The organism is Bacillus sp. FJAT-27251 (genome assembly GCF_001273925.1).
Classification (GTDB): Bacteria; Bacillota; Bacilli; order Bacillales; family Cytobacillaceae; genus Mesobacillus_B.
The window spans coordinates 4,426,407-4,441,695 of sequence record NZ_LIGG01000001.1; the positions used below are offsets into that span (position 1 = coordinate 4,426,407).

Sequence of the window (15,289 nt, forward strand, 5' to 3'; positions counted from 1 at the left end):
CTTTTCCGCTGGCACGTATTCTTTAAAATAAACCAATGGCATTGCCATTCTCATCAATATCCATATTCAACGCGGCAGGCCTTTTGGGAAGCCCTGGCATCGTCATGACATCACCGGTCAGGACAACGATGAACCCGGCTCCGATAGAAGGCTTCAACTCCCTGACCGTAATGGTAAAGCCCGAGGGCCTTCCCAGCTTGCCGGGATCATCCGAGAGCGAATATTGGGTTTTCGCCATACAGACAGGCAGCACGCCCCAGCCATGCTGTTCAAAATCGGCAAGCTGTTTTTTTGCCTTCGGGGCAAAGTCCACACCGGATGCGCCATAAACTTTACGGGCAACAGCCTCAATTTTTTGTTCGAGTGAGTCCGATAAATCATATGTTCTCTTAAAGGAAGACGGGGCATCCATCACTCCCAGGAGCTTTCCAGCCAGCTCAACACCACCAGCACCGCCCTTTTCCCAAACCTCGGTAAGTGAGGCCGGGATTGATTCTGCTTCACATAAGTCGAGCAGTGTTTTCGTTTCAAGATCGGTATCCGTGATAAATTTGTTTACGGCTACAACAAATGGCAGGCCAAAGCCGGCAATCGTCTCTGCATGTTTCTTCAGGTTGGCAAACCCGGCTTTGAGGGCAGGGATGTTCTCCACGGCCAATTCATTTTTGGCAAGGCCGCCATGCATTTTCAAAGCCCGGATTGTCGCAACAATGACAACAGCGGCCGGTTCAAATCCGGCGTCCCTTGTTTTGATGTTCAGGAATTTTTCGGCCCCGAGGTCCGCTCCGAATCCCGCTTCCGTGACAACAAAATCAGCCAGCCTGGAAGCCGCATTTGTTGCCATGACCGAGTTGCAGCCATGAGCGATATTGGCGAAAGGACCGCCATGCACAAGGGCAGGAGTATGCTCAATCGTCTGGACCAGATTCGGTTTAACCGCGTCTTTCAACAACAGGGCCAATGCTCCTTCCACCCCAAGGTCGCCAACCGTTACTGGCTTTTTCTCCATATTATAGGCAATCACCATTCTGGACAGCCTCGATTTCAGGTCCTGCAGGCTTGATGCGAGACAAAGCACTGCCATGATTTCGGAAGCAACGGTAATATCGAAACCGTCTTCCCGCGGCACACCCTGAATCGGTCCGCCAAGCCCGACTATCACCTTGCGCAGGGCACGGTCATTAAGGTCGAGGGCCCGCTTCCACACGACACGGCGGGCATCGATTCGCAGCTCATTCCCCTGCTGGAGGTGGTTATCAATCAACGCCGCAAGTGCATTATTGGCCGTCGTTATTGCATGGAGGTCACCAGTAAAATGAAGATTGATTTCGTCCATGGGCAGCACTTGGGCATAACCGCCGCCTGCGGCACCACCTTTAATCCCCATGGTCGGTCCCAGGGATGGCTCACGCATGGCGATCATCGCTTTCTTGCCAACTTTATTCAAAGCATCTGCCAGTCCAACTGTAACCGTCGACTTGCCTTCACCGGCCGGGGTTGGATTTATCGCAGTTACAAGGATTACTTTTCCGCTTTCCTTTGTCTCCAGCTTGGCTAAGCAGTCAAACGATAGTTTTGCTTTATGTTTGCCGTACATTTCCAGATCATCGGGCCCAAGCCCGATTTTGGCTGCAATTTCAGTGATGGGCAGCATTTCGCTTTCCCTGGCAATTTCGATATCTGTTTTAAATTTCCCTTTTGTTTCCATCCAGACCCCGCCTTTTTTTCAGGTAGTAGTTTCCCCCTCATTGTATCATTTGCAAACCTATTTCAGTATGTGTTTCACAATTTTTTCGAGAATTCAGCATTCTTAAATTGCCTGTTCACCGAGACAAGATTATAATTAGATTTAAATGTCAATTTATACAAGGGAGGGGTACGGAGTGCCAATAAAAATTCCTAAGCTTCTTCCAGCAAGGGAGATTCTTGAAGAGGAAAACATTTTTATCATGGAGGATGAGCGGGCAAGCAGTCAGGATATCCGGCCATTGAATATCCTTATTCTGAATCTGATGCCCGAAAAAGAGAAAACCGAAGCACAGTTTCTGAGGCTGCTGGGAAACACACCGCTGCAAGTGAACATTACCTTCTTAAAAACGGCTACATACGAATCGAGGAATACAAGCCGTCTTCATCTCGACCAATTTTACACAACGTTTGATGAAGTAAGGGAGAAAAAGTTCGATGGAATGATCATCACCGGGGCTCCGGTAGAGCTGATTTCCTTTGACCAGGTGGATTATTGGGCAGAGCTTGTCAAGATTTTTGAATGGACAAAAACAAATGTCACCTCAACCCTGCATATCTGCTGGGGGGCCCAGGCTGCATTGTTCCATCACTACGGGATCGGAAAGTTCGAGCTGCCTGAAAAATGTTCCGGAATTTATTCCCACCGGATATATGATTCGAAAGAAAAACTCCTGCGGGGTTTTGATGATGAGTTTTATGCTCCGCATTCCCGGCATACCGATGTATCCATTGAAGAAATTGAAAAATCGCCGGAACTCAAGCTTTTATCCGCGTCTGATGAAGCGGGTGCATTTATCATCCATTCACTGGACCGGAAACATATCATGGTTACTGGCCACCTTGAATATGAAACAGACACCCTGGCACAGGAATATGCCCGCGATATACAGAGAGGCTTAACTGTCCCTGTTCCCGAGCATTATTTCCCTGAAAACAATCCCGAGAACAGCCCTGTTAACAAATGGCGTTCACACGCGCATCTTTTCTTTTCCAACTGGCTGAATTATTATGTTTACCAGGAAACCCCATATGAATGGAATTAATGTATTTTTCTATAATATGAACTCGTGCTGAGCTGCCAATCTGGCAGCTTTTTTTTGCGATGCCAGGCTTTGCCCCGATAAGCATCTGCTTTTTTTTGGCAACTTCATGCAAATTTACAGGTTTAGCAAAGATTGAATACAGCAAGACTAGGAGGGACACGCAAAGAATCGATCAGCAGCTAGCAAAGGAGGTGTAATGCATGGATGGAGAACAGCTGACTGGAGTTTTTAAAAATAATGCAGGTGAGGTTATCTCTTTCCAGACTTCTTCCGGAAGAATCATTTCCTACCGGAGGGCCTTAATGGAAGCGGAAGCCGGGAGAATAACCGGTGTTTCGATCAAAGAAACCGAGACAGACGAAGATTTTGCCCTCCCCTATGAAATCGAGAATATCAGCAGCCTTCCGGAATCCTACTAAAAAACACCTGACTGCCTGTCAGGTGTTTTATCCTTACTCTTCGCTTTCTTCATTTCGGCGCCGAATTTCCGCCAGCGCCTCACCCCTGCTTCCATCTTCCTCAAAGAATTGGACCAGGTCGCCAATCCTGTCTATTGCATCCCAGCTGAGATGGTGTTCAATCCCCTCAACATCCTGATAGATATTTTCCTCTTTTACTCCAATCGTCTTAAGCAGCTGTTCGAGAAGTTCATGCCTGTCCACAAGGCGTTTCCCTGTCTTTTTCCCCTTTGGGGTAAGGACAAGCCCACGATATTTTTCATAGACCAAGTATTGGTCTTTATCCAGTTTTTGAACCATTTTTGTAACCGAGGAGGGATGAACAGACAGCGCTTCTGCGATATCTGACACTCTTGCATACCCTTTTTCTTCAATTAAAATATAAATCTGTTCAATATAATCTTCCATACTTGGTGTCGGCATCCCTAAACCTCCATTGTCAACCTTATCCCATAAAGTTTACTATAGATGGCCCGCCTGGACAAGACAGTATACATCAAGACTTGACCCTGCCGGCAAAACGGATGCTGCGGCCTTTTTCGTCCCATACCAGCTTTGCATTAAACGCTTGTTCCTTGGAAGTAAATCCCTCAATCACATCCGTGCTTCCCTCTTTTAACAGCTGCTTAACTTGTTTCTGGGTGATTGTCCTGCCCAGAATTTGTTTTGAAACAGTGAACCCGCACTTGGTCTTTTGATAATTTGCACATCCATAAAAACCCCCTTTATCGACAACAGCTCCTCCGCACAATTTACAGGCGCCCAGATTGGTGCTCCGTTTCTTCCGGCCTTTCTGCTTGCCTGGGATAAACTCCTCTTTTACTTGCGTTCCAAAACTCCAGCCGGCCGCGCTTTCTGTAGTAGTGGAAACTAAATGGGCCACCAGTTTGCTGGTTTGATCCATAAATTGCTTCGGTGAAGCGGCCCCTTCCCCGATTTCCTTAAGACGCTGTTCCCATTTTGCTGTCATTTCAGGCGAGGCCAAAACTTGACCGCCAACTGCCTGGACAAGTATTTTTGCTTTCGCCGTTGCATAAACCAGATTTTTGCTGATATTGATATATGCCCTGTCTTTCAGCATCGTGATAATGCCGGCACGGGTTGCTTCCGTTCCGAGACCTTCCGTTTTCATCAAAACTTTCTCAAGCTCTTTATCTTCAATATGTTTGCCTGCGGTTTTCATCAAGGTAATCAGCTGCCCCTCCGTAAAGCGCTTTGGGGGCTGGGTTTTGCTTTCTTTGACATCGGTTTTCACAACGGTGCCTGTTTCCCCCTTCTGGATGGACGGCAGTACATGATCCTTGTCCTTATCTTGTTGGGGAAGCACCTTCCGCCATCCTTCCTGAATGGGCACTTTGCCTTTTGAAAGGAACTCTGCCCTCCCATCCGCAAGCGTCCTGATGGTTGTATATTCAGCTGACGCAGAGGGATAATGGGCTGCGATCAAAGTCCTGGCGAGCAAATCATAAAGTTTCTGTTCATCCGGGGAAAGCCGGCTTAGATTTGGTACCTGTTCCGTAGGAATAATTGCATAATGGTCGGTCACTTTTTTTGCATTCACATACCTTCCATTAGTCCTGATGCTCTCAACGGGCAACGGAAAAAGATCCTGATATTGCGGCAGGTTGCCCAGCTTGTTAAGAATGCCCGGGAATCCCTCTGCTTCTCCCGGAGTTACATGCCGTGAATCCGAACGGGGATAGGAGACAATCCCGCGCTGGTACAAACCTTGCAATAGATCGAGTGTTTTCTTGGGAGAGAATTTGAATCTTTTATTGGCATCTGCCTGAATCGACGAAAGGTTATAAAATAATGGTGGCTGAAACTCTTTTCTTTCGGTGTTGACATCGATAGCCTCTGCCGTTTTCCCTGTACAGAATGCGGCAATTTTTTCAGCAAGCTCTTTTGATTCTATTCTCGAATTCCCATCCTTCTCCCATTTGCCCTTGTATTTTTTGTTATTGATGGCAAATTGGGCCTCAACTTCCCAAAACGGCTGGGAAACAAAATTCTCAATCTCGTATTCGCGTTTTACAATCAGAGCCAGCGTGGGGGTCTGGACTCTTCCAACGGAAAACACGTCGGAAAACCCCTCTTTTTGCAGCAGCAATGTATAGAGCCTTGAAGCATTCATTCCTACTACCCAATCGGCACACGCTCTAGTATAGGCTTCATAATAGAGATTTTTTGTTTCGGACTCCTGCAGGAGGTTTTGAAATCCTTCTTTAATGGCTTTCGGGGTGAGAGAGGAAATCCAGAGCCGTTTCATCGGTTTTTTGCAGCCGGTGAGCCGGAGAATATTGCGGACAATCAACTCTCCTTCTCTTCCGGCATCGCCTGCATGGATAATTTCGGTCACCTGCGGGGATGTGGAGAGTTTTTTGATAGTGGCAAACTGCTTTTGCTTGTTCTTGACGACCTCATACATAAATTGCTGAGGTACAATGGGCAATGTATCAAGCGACCACCGCTTCCATGAGGAATTGTACTTTTCCGGCGGTGCAAGTTCGGTGAGATGACCGATCGCCCATGATACGTAGGCACCATCCGGAAAGAGTTCGTTCGGGAGAATTTCAATGTAGCCATCCTGTTTTTTGGTTTTAAAAATGGAGGCTAGCGTCCTGCCCTGGTCCGGCTTTTCGGCAATGATTAATTTCATGGCTCCTCCTTGCTTCATTGTTTATTTTACTATCCTTATTTTAGCCGAGCCTGCTCATGTCCGTAAAGAAACAAATGGAGGAAGCGTCTCGTTCACGCTTCCTCCAACCTTTATTTTTTATAAGGCTTAACGCCAGTCGCTTTTCTGGAAAACCATTGATCCCTTGGAATGATGGATGAAACGGTTAAAATAAATGACGGAATCTTTTCGGTACGTATAATGATGGCCCCCATTTTCTCATCGAACATCAGCAGGGATTCACCATGGGAATATCCTGCGAGGCTTGGCCCCAGTGTGATCAAAGACTTGATGATGGCTTCCCTGTCTTCATCTTCCGCCTGTAGCTCCGGGGAAAACCTTATGATCCACTCACTGCCTTTAAATGAAAAACGGAACATTTCCTCACCCTTTTTTATATCAAAACTATGAGGAGATTTATTTTTTATGACAAGCCCTGTGGTCTTTTCCGGAAAAATGAATAAAGCGCATCCATTATTTGCCCTCGCCTTTCGTGGCTTATCGTCTTTTTTTCACAGGACATCCTTCCAGTACCTTGACGCTTAAAGCCTTTTTATGTATATTTAAAGCATCATTTATCAGAATATATGATTATTTTCGCTGGATTAAGGGTATGTTCTAATAAATGAAAATTTCAACTGACACATTGTGTCGCGAAAAGGCTTAGGAGGAAAAAGTTACATGCAAAACGGTAAAGTTAAATGGTTCAACAATGAAAAAGGTTTTGGATTTATTGAAGTAGAAGGCGGAGATGATGTATTCGTTCATTTCACTGCAATCCAGGGAGAAGGCTACAAGTCCCTTGAAGAAGGCCAGGAAGTTTCTTTTGAAATCGTTGAAGGAAACCGCGGACCACAAGCAGCTAATGTAGTAAAACTATAATTCAAAAATGTCTTGATGTTCTTTCAGGCTGGCATTATGCCAGCCTTTTATTTTGTTCTGTTTCAAGGCCTCCCGGATAGTTTGGCTCCGCAGACTTTTATTTTTTCGCCAACAGTGCAGGCTGTAATGCAAAAACGATGGGCAAATCTTTTTCCATGGTCTTTTTTATGCTGTTTCTTTAAAAAACAGCCCTCGCAGTAGGTTGCTAACAATTCTTCAACTTCTTCGAGCAAATCTTTTCTGCCCAATAATTCCCCCTGCCTTTCTATTCTTTAGAGAATCTGCATTTTACTGTGGATGGTTTTGCCTTCAAGTGCCTGGCTTGCCAGCTTATCCGCTTCCTTATTGTTCTTCCTGTCTATGGCTATATACTTCGGATGCATCCCTAAATCGGCCATTTTTGCTTCAATCCGGTCCAGCCAGCGGTTCAGCGTCTCCTCATAGCACGGCCACTCACCCTCCAATTGCTTAAGCACAACCTGGGAGTCGCCCCGGAATTCGCATGACAGGTGGTGAACACCCAGTTCTTCAAGCAAAGTAAGCCCAAAGTAGAAGGCGGCATATTCTGCTTCATTATTGGTTTCAAGTTCGCCTATTTGCTGGTTGGCCCGGAGGCGATACTTCTTCTTGCCCTGATTATAGTAGATGATGGCCCCCAAACCGGCCTTATTGGTATTTTTGTCGAAGCCTCCGTCAAAGTAAACCGTTAAGTCATGCGGCTCTTCTTCAATTTCTGCAAGCAGCTTTTTCATTTCTTTGATTGTCCAGGTTGTCCCCGCCTCATCCTCAAATGAAATTCCCGCTGCCTTTCCCGTTTGTTCAAGCTCCTCTGCTGTCTCAAGAGCCCGTTCTCCTTCTATCCAGTCCGAAGTGAAGAGAAGAGGTTCTTTTCCCTTTAATTTGTAGCTCCATTCCAATTTATACTTCATGCTCCACCCTTCCATTCCAGTCGATTATCCTGTTGGTATTTTTATCTTATTGTTCTGCTTTTTTATGATACACTAACATATAGCATTATAAACGAGAAGAGGGGTATGTTTCTTGATCGAGGTGTATATAGACGGTGCAAGTGCAGGCAACCCAGGTCCCAGCGGCGCCGGAATCTTTATTAAAGGAAATGGTGAAGTCCATCGTTTCGCCATTCCGCTTGGCTCCATGACGAACCATGAAGCCGAGTATCACGCTTTTATCAAGGGATTGGAAATCTGCCTTGAAAAAGGTTTTAAAACCGTCTCGTTCAGAACCGATTCCGAACTGGTAAACAAAGCAGTTGAAAAGGAATTTGTAAAAAATAAATTGTATGCTCCTCTTTTGGAGTCAGCCCTGGTTCTGACAAAAAAGTTTGATCTTTTCTTTATGAAGTGGATTCCTTCCTCCATGAACAGGAGTGCTGATGAGTTAGCCCGCCAGGCGGTCAGAAAAAATGAATCAGGACTGGGGGGCGCGGAATGAAACGATCCGTTGCGGCAGACAGCTCACTTCTACTTGTGGCCCTTATTTGGGGTTCCACGTTTGTCATTGTCCAAAACGCTATATCATTTCTGGAGCCTCTCTCTTTTAATGGAGTCAGGTTTGCCTTGGCGGCCATTTTGCTCGGGCTTTGGCTTCTCTTGTTTGAGCGGAGGCAGCTTAAGGCCTTAAATGGGAAGCTGATATCAGCCGGGATCATCCTGGGGGTCTTCCTTTTTATCGGCTACGCCTTTCAGACCCTTGGCCTTTTATATACCACATCTTCAAAAGCTGGCTTTATTACCGGTTTAAGTGTGGTGATGGTGCCGCTCCTCTCCATACTTTTATATAAAAAGCCACTTGGGCTTAATGCCTGCCTGGGCATAGCCGGAGCCACAGCGGGACTTTATTTGCTCACGGTCACTGATATCACAAGCCTCAATATTGGTGACGGTTTTGTCCTTATTTGTGCTTTTGGGTTCGCCTTCCACATTCTGGTTACCGGGAAATATGCCCGCGAATTTCCCTCATTGGCCCTTACTGTCATCCAAATTGGCGTGGTCTCTGTGCTATCGGGAATTTCAGCCTTCATCTTTGAAGACTGGAAAAGAGCGTTCAACCCAGAAGTGGTCCTTTCTGCAGAGGTCTTATCGGCATTGCTGGTTACCGCAGTCTTCGCTACTGGTGCAGCTTTCTTGATTCAGACAAATTTCCAAAAGTACACGACACCTACCAGAGTGGCACTCATTTTTGCCATGGAGCCTGTTTTTGCGGCGATTACTGGCTATTTTTGGGCAGGCGACCGCTTATCCTACAGTGCTGCTGCCGGCTGCCTGCTGATTTTTGCCGGCATGATCGTTGCAGAGCTTCCGCGAATCCCACTCAAATGGCCTGCTTCAGTAAAAAAAGGAGCGGATACAAAGGCATGACCTTCTGTTTCCACTCCTTTCTTACAATGCAAGCAGCTGTTTGTCCCTTACGAACCGGATGGCTTCCTTCCGGTTCTTTATCTCATTGGCCGAAAAAGTCTCCAGCAAGGATACATAGAAGCTGCCGTCAAACCTCTTCTGGGCTTTTAAAGTCAGCTCAAGCGCTGTATTTGCCAGTTCATCCGTCGCCCCGGTATAATGCTTGCCAAAGTAGATGAATCCAATCGCATCATCACCGAAGTGAAAACCCTTGCTATTCAGCTTAAGCAAATATTCTTCCAATGAAATCACAGCTGTTCAATCCTCCCGGACTATATCTATGTAGATATTACCAGAGGATTCGACATTTTTCTATCATTTTCTTCCAAGATAATAACCTGCCATTCCCAATATCACACCCAGCAAAGCTCCGCCGACTACCTCAGCAGGCTTGTGACCGAGCACCTCTTTCAAAGGGTCATCTGGCTCCTCTTCATACGCTACGGGATCATCTTTATGAATTTTATCAATCAGTTCATCAAGGTCGTTCACCTTAAGAGTAAGTTCACCGGTCTGTCTCCGAATACCCTGTGCGTCATACATAACAATCAGGCCAAATACCACTGCCAAGGCAAAGTCGATTGTTGGCACTCCTCTTTTTAAAGCAATATACGTTGCAAGGGATGAGACTCCCGCAGAGTGGGAGCTCGGCATTCCACCGGTTGCGATGAAAAGATCCGGCTTCCATTCTTTTTCCTTCATATAATGAATGGGAATTTTAAGCCCCTGAGCAACTCCGATACTTGATAATGCTATGGCCACACCTTTATTCAAATCGATCACCTCCATATTATTTTGAAAAAAAACGGCTGTTTTTATTCTTTCGTAGCATAATAAGAAACGAAAGGCTGGCTGCTGCATTACCGCTTTTAGGACTTGCCAGCCTACTACGTTATTTCACTTTTTCAAGGGGTATTAAACAAAAAGATAAGGAGCGTGGCCATAAATGAGCAAAAAATCGGGAAGAGGCACGAAAGCGCCAGGAGTCAATCCGCAAGGGTACGGCCAGGACGCAGATATGACAGAGGATCCTAAAACAAAGCTCGAAAATGCAGCAAAGAGAAGTAACACCAAGTAAAAAAAACGGCCAATTATTGGCCGTTTTTTCACACAACTTCCTGCTCGGTAGGTATTAGCTTATGCAGTCCCCGAAACTCGACTTCCGTAAATTTATCCAGCACTTTGTCGCGGTCAATTTTAAAGATGGCCGTATCCAAATTGCAGTCTACCTCTACATCGCATTTGATTTCCGCAAGCTGCCTGCTGAGATGCAGCATTTCAAGGTCTTCCTCTATTTTCTTTCGCTGTGAAGCTGTCAGCTGCTGAAGATTTTCCAGAATGCCCTCAACATTATTGAATTGCTGGAGAAGCTTAATGGCTGTTTTCTCCCCAATCCCCCTGACACCTGGATAGTTGTCGCTAGGGTCTCCCATAAGAGCTTTTAAATCAATCATCTGTTCGGGCCAGATCCCTTTTTCACTGTAAAGAGATTCACGATTATGGACAAGATAATTGCCATAGCCTTTTTGCAGCAAAATAACAGAAATGCGGTCATCAATCAACTGAAGGATATCCTTGTCACCGGTTAGGATCGAGACACCCACTTCCCCGGGAGCCTTCCTGGCAATAGTTCCGATGCAGTCGTCCGCTTCAAAGCCGGGAATGCCGATATTGGGAATATCAAATGCTTCGACAACTTCTTTGACGAGCTCAAATTGGGGAATAAGTTCCACTGGCGCTTCCCCGCGATTTGCCTTATATTGCGGAAACATCTCGGTTCTGAAGGTCTTGCTGCCCATATCCCAGCATACGGCAACATGGGTCGGCTGGAAACGGGAAATGGCAGTCATCATATGCTTAATAAAACCCTGGACTCCATTTGTAGGCAGCCCCTTGGAATTAATCATAAATTGGCCGGTCACTGCAGTGGCATAGAAGGCTCTAAATAACAAGGCCATGCCATCGACCAGCAAAAAGTTTGGCTTATTCATTTTTCTCCTCCTTGGATCATCACAGGATGGATTTTTTCAGGTCTGTAATACAACTTTATTAGTATAACATACCATCCCTTCCAAGGATGGATTTCCAGCAAAAAACCCGCCCGCTTACAAAAACAAGGAAGCCTGCCTAAGGCTCCTCTTGTTTTCGTTTTTCCATCAGCTTCCTTACGCCGGGCTTTGGCTCCCAGCATTCAAACTGGTAATTGGTTTTCGTTTCATAGCCCAGGCGTCCACAATAGTAGCCCATCTTCCCATTTTCCCGCACAGCGCGGAAATGGATACAGGTAGCGCAAGCATGAAATGGGGTGCTCATAGGTTCCCTCCTGCTCTTAAGGCGGAAATACATTGCCTTCCGCTTCTCTATGTGTGCCGAATGGCGTTAAGCGTCTCTTTTAGTTGTGCCACCGGAAAGTCAACAGCCATTGCTGACTGAACGCCGACGAAATATTCTTCTGCCTGTTCGGAATAGTCGTTTATTAGACTGGTAAAAAGCTGCTCCAGGGCAGAGTCGTAATGGTTCTTCAAAACTTTATTCTGTGATTCCAAATAGATATCTGCCGGGGATTGAAGAAGTTGCTCCAATTCTTCGCCCATCCTGGCCTTTTCATTTTTTTCAAAAAAGGCCTTTGGGTTCCTGAACAGTCCGAGTGCCTTTTTAAATTGTCCCCTGTCCAAATTCTTGAAGGGGCCTTCAAAATCAATCTCTGGAAACCGGTTTATTTCCCACGCAGAGAAAGATAGATTAGGATTCAATTTAGCCAGCTCCTGGGCAAGGTCGTTTTGGAATCCATCCATTAAACGTGCTATATGGGCTTCCACTCGTAATGAAGAAGCGCGGACTTCCTGCAGCAGATCATACCCGATATTCGACAGCAAGTCATCAAGCGCTGTCTGCAAAGCTTTCTTCATGTCGCGGCCGTCATCCTTCAACAGTGCTGGATTAAAGGATTCACGAAAGAATTCTCCAAAGCGGAAAAAAACACGCTGGTTAATATAATAGACAAGCTCGTCAATTTCCTGGTTCAGCTGAGTTTGCAGGAATGCCGTGTCCTTTGCCCCTAATAGTTCGCTGACACGGACTTTTTCATTTTCAAGGGCAGCCCGCTTTCTCGTTTTCTCTTCCATGCCTTCTTCTGCCGACTGAATCATCTTCTCCAGCAGTTCGACGGATTGAAGCCATTTTGCTTCCGCAGAATCCATTGCCATTTTTCTTAAATCATGGTCAATGAAGGAATAAAAGGCGCGTTCAAATGCTTTAAACCTGTTCTCGCCCCCGTCCCCCCCTGTTTTGTCTTTTAATGCCTGCAGGCTTGATACCGGAAACATATGCGGTTTTCTAATTCCATACTGGACTAGCTGCTCTTCTACATACTGTATTACCGAGAACATTTCATCCTCGGAATTCGCCAGGTCGACTGCGTTGACGATAAAGAACATTTTGTCGAGCTCAAAGGAATCTTTCACACGGCCTAGCTGAATTAGAAACTCCCGGTCGGCTTTTGAGAATGCATGGTTATAATAGGTGACAAACAGGATAGCATCCGAGTTCTTTATATAATCAAAGGCCACCCCAGTATGCCGGGCATTAATGGAGTCGGCTCCCGGTGTGTCCACCAGGGTAATGCCTTCACGCGTTAATTCACAATCATAGTAAACTTCAATCCATTCGACAAAACAGGACTTCTCCTCATCTGCCACATAACTTCGAAATGATTCCAGATTGCTCTCGAACTGTTCATCGAATTTCCCTTCAAAATGGGATAATCCCTTGGCAAATGCCTTCAGGAAGGAATAGTGCAGCCTTTCCGTTCCGACTGAAGTATCAATTTCCTGGATTGACTTGATCTTCTTTCCTGCCTCCGCTAAATCATCTGCGCCATATCCAAATAGGGAGAGGGATCGGTTTACTTCTTCAAGCAATTCAGAGCTTCCTTTCACCTTTACAATGACAGTCCCATGCGGATGTTCCATGCTTGGAGGCTTAATTTTATTGATGGCAGCCGTGGTCGGGTTTGGCGAAACCGGCAGGAGGCCTTCTCCGATGAGCGCATTCGCAAAGGAAGATTTCCCGGCACTGAAGGCCCCAAACAAGGCAACAGTAAATTGCTGGTTTTCAAGTCTCTCTGCTTTCTCGCCAAGTTCTTTGGCACTCCTTTTCAATCCAGGAATGTCTTTTAGTTCTCCTGCTGTCCTCCTCAATTTTTCCACTAGCTTCTCAAGCCGGTGCTGGGAATTTTCTGCTGGTGTTTGCTGTACAGTCCCGAATGTCATTCCGGACGTTTCCCCTGTAACCTGTCCTGCTTCTCCGGATTGCTTGTCTTCTGTTCCTTCCCAAACTTCCTCATCCATTTCTGTATCAAAGAATGAGAGGGCTTTCTCCCCGCTCAGTTCAGCTGTGTCTTTTCCATACAGGATATCAAATATCCTTTCCGAACTATGAGCCAGCCAATCCTTGACTGCACACCATTCTTTATAGGCATTGGCCAGCATGCCCCAATGCGCTTCCGCTTCCTTGACGGCAGAAATTTCAACTGCTGCCTGTTCCCTGACCGCAGAAGCGTAACTTTCCCTGAAAGAACTTAACTGTGCACGGACGGTTTTTTTCAGGGCCTCCGCGACATCATTCGTATAATTGAGCACATAATCACCAGAAACAACCGCCCCTGCTTTAATCGTTTCCCCGAGAATCTCTTTACGGAAGTCCGTTTTAAAGCCCTGTGCACGGGAAAGGAGCCCGCTGTCGGATACTCCCTTTTCCTTCAGCAATCCAAGCAGGAACTCTTTAACATGCCAGTCAATCTGGGCTTGGACCTTCTCGGAAAGATCCTGATAAAACCGCTCAAGCCTGTCCGCCCGCTCCTGCATCGTTTTTTGCTTGGCAAAGAACAGGCCTGCCTTGAAATCTGGCTGCATCGCTTTTAGGTAGGACTCTGCCAGTTCCCGAGTCTGGAACGGCATTAAGTAGGCATTCTTTAAAATGCCTTCAAGTTTGGAATTAAACTCTGCTGCAGCAAATTCCACCTGGCGATTAAGATGTTCGAGCTGCTCTGCAGCACTTGCCAGCTTTCCCTCAATCTCCGGCCATTTGGGCTGTGGCACTTCCTCCAGCTTTGTTTCCAATGCCTCGAGCTTTTCTGCTGCCTGAAGGGACAATGAATGTATATGGTCTTCGGCGATTTTGACAAGGGATTTGGCTGCAGACTGCGGAAGCAGTTCGTCCCTCTGTTCGATGTACTGTTCAAGAAATGTTTGCAGCTGTCCAAATTGGTTTTGCTTCATGTCGGGATTGCGCAGGGATGTATAAAAAATCCCTTTTGGTTTAACCCCCCATGCAGAAAATGAAGCGGATACACTTTCCTGGAATTGTTTGAAGCTTAATTCTTCTTCACGATGCTTATCAATCATGTTGATAACCAAATACAGTTCTTTTCCCGCATCCGTCAATTCCTTTGTGAACAGGAAATTCAGTTCGGACTGGACATGGTTATAGTCCATTACATACAGGACCAAATCCGCAAGGTGGAGAGCTGATTCCGTGGCAATTCTGTGCGCGTCATCTGTCGAGTCGATTCCAGGTGTATCCATGACAGTGACCGCTTCGAGGAAGCCCGATCCCTTATGGCTGATTTCAAGCGACTGTATCTGGTCACCATCTTTGCAATAGTTTTTTACTGTCTCATAATCATAAGGCGCAGGATACAGCCTTGGTTTTCCTTTTTTAAAATATACGCGGGCATATTCTTCCCCGCCCTTGATTTTCACCAGGTTTGCACTTGTAGGAATGGGGCTTGAGGGAAGAATGTCCTCCCCGACCAGCTTGTTGATCATGCTGGACTTCCCTGCGGAAAAATGTCCGCAGAAGCCGATGGCAAATTCCTTTTCAAGAAGTTTTTTCCCTATTTCCTTTGACTTTTCTGCTGCTTCCAAATCATCGTTTTCAAGGAACAGCGGATGAAGCTTCAAGATTTTGTCCAACAATTGTTTTTCCTTTTGCGCTACTAATTGACCCATCATTTAGACCCCTTGTGACAATTTTGTGAATATACTTATTCTAAATGATTTT

At 46.1% G+C, this 15,289-nt stretch carries 17 protein-coding genes; 6 read left to right on the plus strand and 11 right to left on the minus strand.

The features are described 5' to 3' along the window. Positions 1-22: 22 nt before the first annotated feature. Positions 23-1,708: a formate--tetrahydrofolate ligase gene (locus ADU22_RS20870; RefSeq protein ID WP_053363896.1), complete on the minus strand. Its 1,686-nt coding sequence runs from the start codon at positions 1,706-1,708 to the stop codon at positions 23-25. A gap of 175 nt (positions 1,709-1,883) precedes the next feature. Here ADU22_RS20870 and metA point away from each other — a divergent pair, with 175 nt between their 5' ends. Both metA and ADU22_RS20880 read left to right on the plus strand, forming a co-directional pair. Continuing rightward, positions 1,884-2,792, plus strand: coding sequence for a homoserine O-acetyltransferase MetA (gene metA, locus ADU22_RS20875; RefSeq protein WP_053363897.1), 909 nt, complete (start codon positions 1,884-1,886; stop codon positions 2,790-2,792). Positions 2,793-2,992: 200 nt separating this feature from the next. Next, the gene (locus ADU22_RS20880; protein WP_053363898.1) at positions 2,993-3,211 is read left to right on the plus strand and encodes a DUF3892 domain-containing protein; all 219 of its coding nucleotides are present in this window, start codon (positions 2,993-2,995) and stop codon (positions 3,209-3,211) included. 33 nt (positions 3,212-3,244) lie between these two features. Here ADU22_RS20880 and mntR read toward each other — a convergent pair whose 3' ends face one another. From mntR to ADU22_RS20895, 3 genes are all read right to left on the minus strand, one after another. Beyond that, positions 3,245-3,673, minus strand: a complete 429-nt coding sequence (mntR, locus tag ADU22_RS20885) for a transcriptional regulator MntR (RefSeq protein ID WP_053363899.1) — start codon at positions 3,671-3,673, stop codon at positions 3,245-3,247. A gap of 73 nt (positions 3,674-3,746) precedes the next feature. Further along, the gene (locus tag ADU22_RS20890) at positions 3,747-5,909 is read right to left on the minus strand and encodes a DNA topoisomerase III (RefSeq protein ID WP_053363900.1); all 2,163 of its coding nucleotides are present in this window, start codon (positions 5,907-5,909) and stop codon (positions 3,747-3,749) included. Positions 5,910-6,019: 110 nt separating this feature from the next. Continuing rightward, a complete protein-coding gene (locus tag ADU22_RS20895) occupies positions 6,020-6,307 on the minus strand; it encodes a hypothetical protein (RefSeq protein WP_053363901.1) in 288 nt (95 codons plus the stop codon). Positions 6,308-6,608: 301 nt separating this feature from the next. Here ADU22_RS20895 and cspD point away from each other — a divergent pair, with 301 nt between their 5' ends. After that, the gene (gene cspD, locus ADU22_RS20900; protein ID WP_046524220.1) at positions 6,609-6,809 is read left to right on the plus strand and encodes a cold-shock protein CspD; all 201 of its coding nucleotides are present in this window, start codon (positions 6,609-6,611) and stop codon (positions 6,807-6,809) included. Positions 6,810-6,871: 62 nt separating this feature from the next. Here the strand turns inward: cspD and ADU22_RS20905 are convergent, their stop codons facing one another. Beyond that, positions 6,872-7,057, minus strand: coding sequence for a zinc-finger domain-containing protein (locus tag ADU22_RS20905; RefSeq protein WP_053363902.1), 186 nt, complete (start codon positions 7,055-7,057; stop codon positions 6,872-6,874). 24 nt (positions 7,058-7,081) lie between these two features. Beyond that, a complete protein-coding gene (locus ADU22_RS20910) occupies positions 7,082-7,738 on the minus strand; it encodes a ribonuclease H family protein (protein ID WP_053363903.1) in 657 nt (218 codons plus the stop codon). Positions 7,739-7,850: 112 nt separating this feature from the next. Between ADU22_RS20910 and ADU22_RS20915 the strand changes: the two genes are divergently transcribed. Then, positions 7,851-8,261, plus strand: a complete 411-nt coding sequence (locus ADU22_RS20915; RefSeq protein WP_053363904.1) for a reverse transcriptase-like protein — start codon at positions 7,851-7,853, stop codon at positions 8,259-8,261. Beyond that, entirely contained in the window at positions 8,258-9,187 is a 930-nt protein-coding gene (locus ADU22_RS20920; protein ID WP_053363905.1) for a DMT family transporter, read from the plus strand. Before ADU22_RS20915 ends, ADU22_RS20920 begins: the two co-directional genes overlap by 4 nt. A gap of 21 nt (positions 9,188-9,208) precedes the next feature. Here ADU22_RS20920 and ADU22_RS20925 read toward each other — a convergent pair whose 3' ends face one another. Next, positions 9,209-9,478 (minus strand): DUF6123 family protein, encoded by a 270-nt coding sequence (locus ADU22_RS20925; RefSeq protein WP_053363906.1) that lies wholly within the window; start codon positions 9,476-9,478, stop codon positions 9,209-9,211. A gap of 63 nt (positions 9,479-9,541) precedes the next feature. Then, entirely contained in the window at positions 9,542-10,000 is a 459-nt protein-coding gene (locus ADU22_RS20930; RefSeq protein ID WP_053363907.1) for a divergent PAP2 family protein, read from the minus strand. 172 nt (positions 10,001-10,172) lie between these two features. Between ADU22_RS20930 and sspL the strand changes: the two genes are divergently transcribed. After that, the gene (sspL, locus tag ADU22_RS20935) at positions 10,173-10,304 is read left to right on the plus strand and encodes a small, acid-soluble spore protein L (protein WP_053363908.1); all 132 of its coding nucleotides are present in this window, start codon (positions 10,173-10,175) and stop codon (positions 10,302-10,304) included. A gap of 28 nt (positions 10,305-10,332) precedes the next feature. Here the strand turns inward: sspL and ADU22_RS20940 are convergent, their stop codons facing one another. The 3 genes from ADU22_RS20940 to ADU22_RS20950 form a co-directional block, all read right to left on the minus strand. Then, on the minus strand, positions 10,333-11,217 hold the full coding sequence (locus ADU22_RS20940) for a 5'-3' exonuclease (RefSeq protein ID WP_053363909.1): 885 nt from the start codon (positions 11,215-11,217) through the stop codon (positions 10,333-10,335). Positions 11,218-11,353: 136 nt separating this feature from the next. Then, positions 11,354-11,539 (minus strand): hypothetical protein, encoded by a 186-nt coding sequence (locus tag ADU22_RS20945; protein ID WP_053363910.1) that lies wholly within the window; start codon positions 11,537-11,539, stop codon positions 11,354-11,356. A gap of 47 nt (positions 11,540-11,586) precedes the next feature. Beyond that, the gene (locus ADU22_RS20950) at positions 11,587-15,237 is read right to left on the minus strand and encodes a dynamin family protein (protein WP_053363911.1); all 3,651 of its coding nucleotides are present in this window, start codon (positions 15,235-15,237) and stop codon (positions 11,587-11,589) included. Positions 15,238-15,289 lie beyond the last annotated feature (52 nt).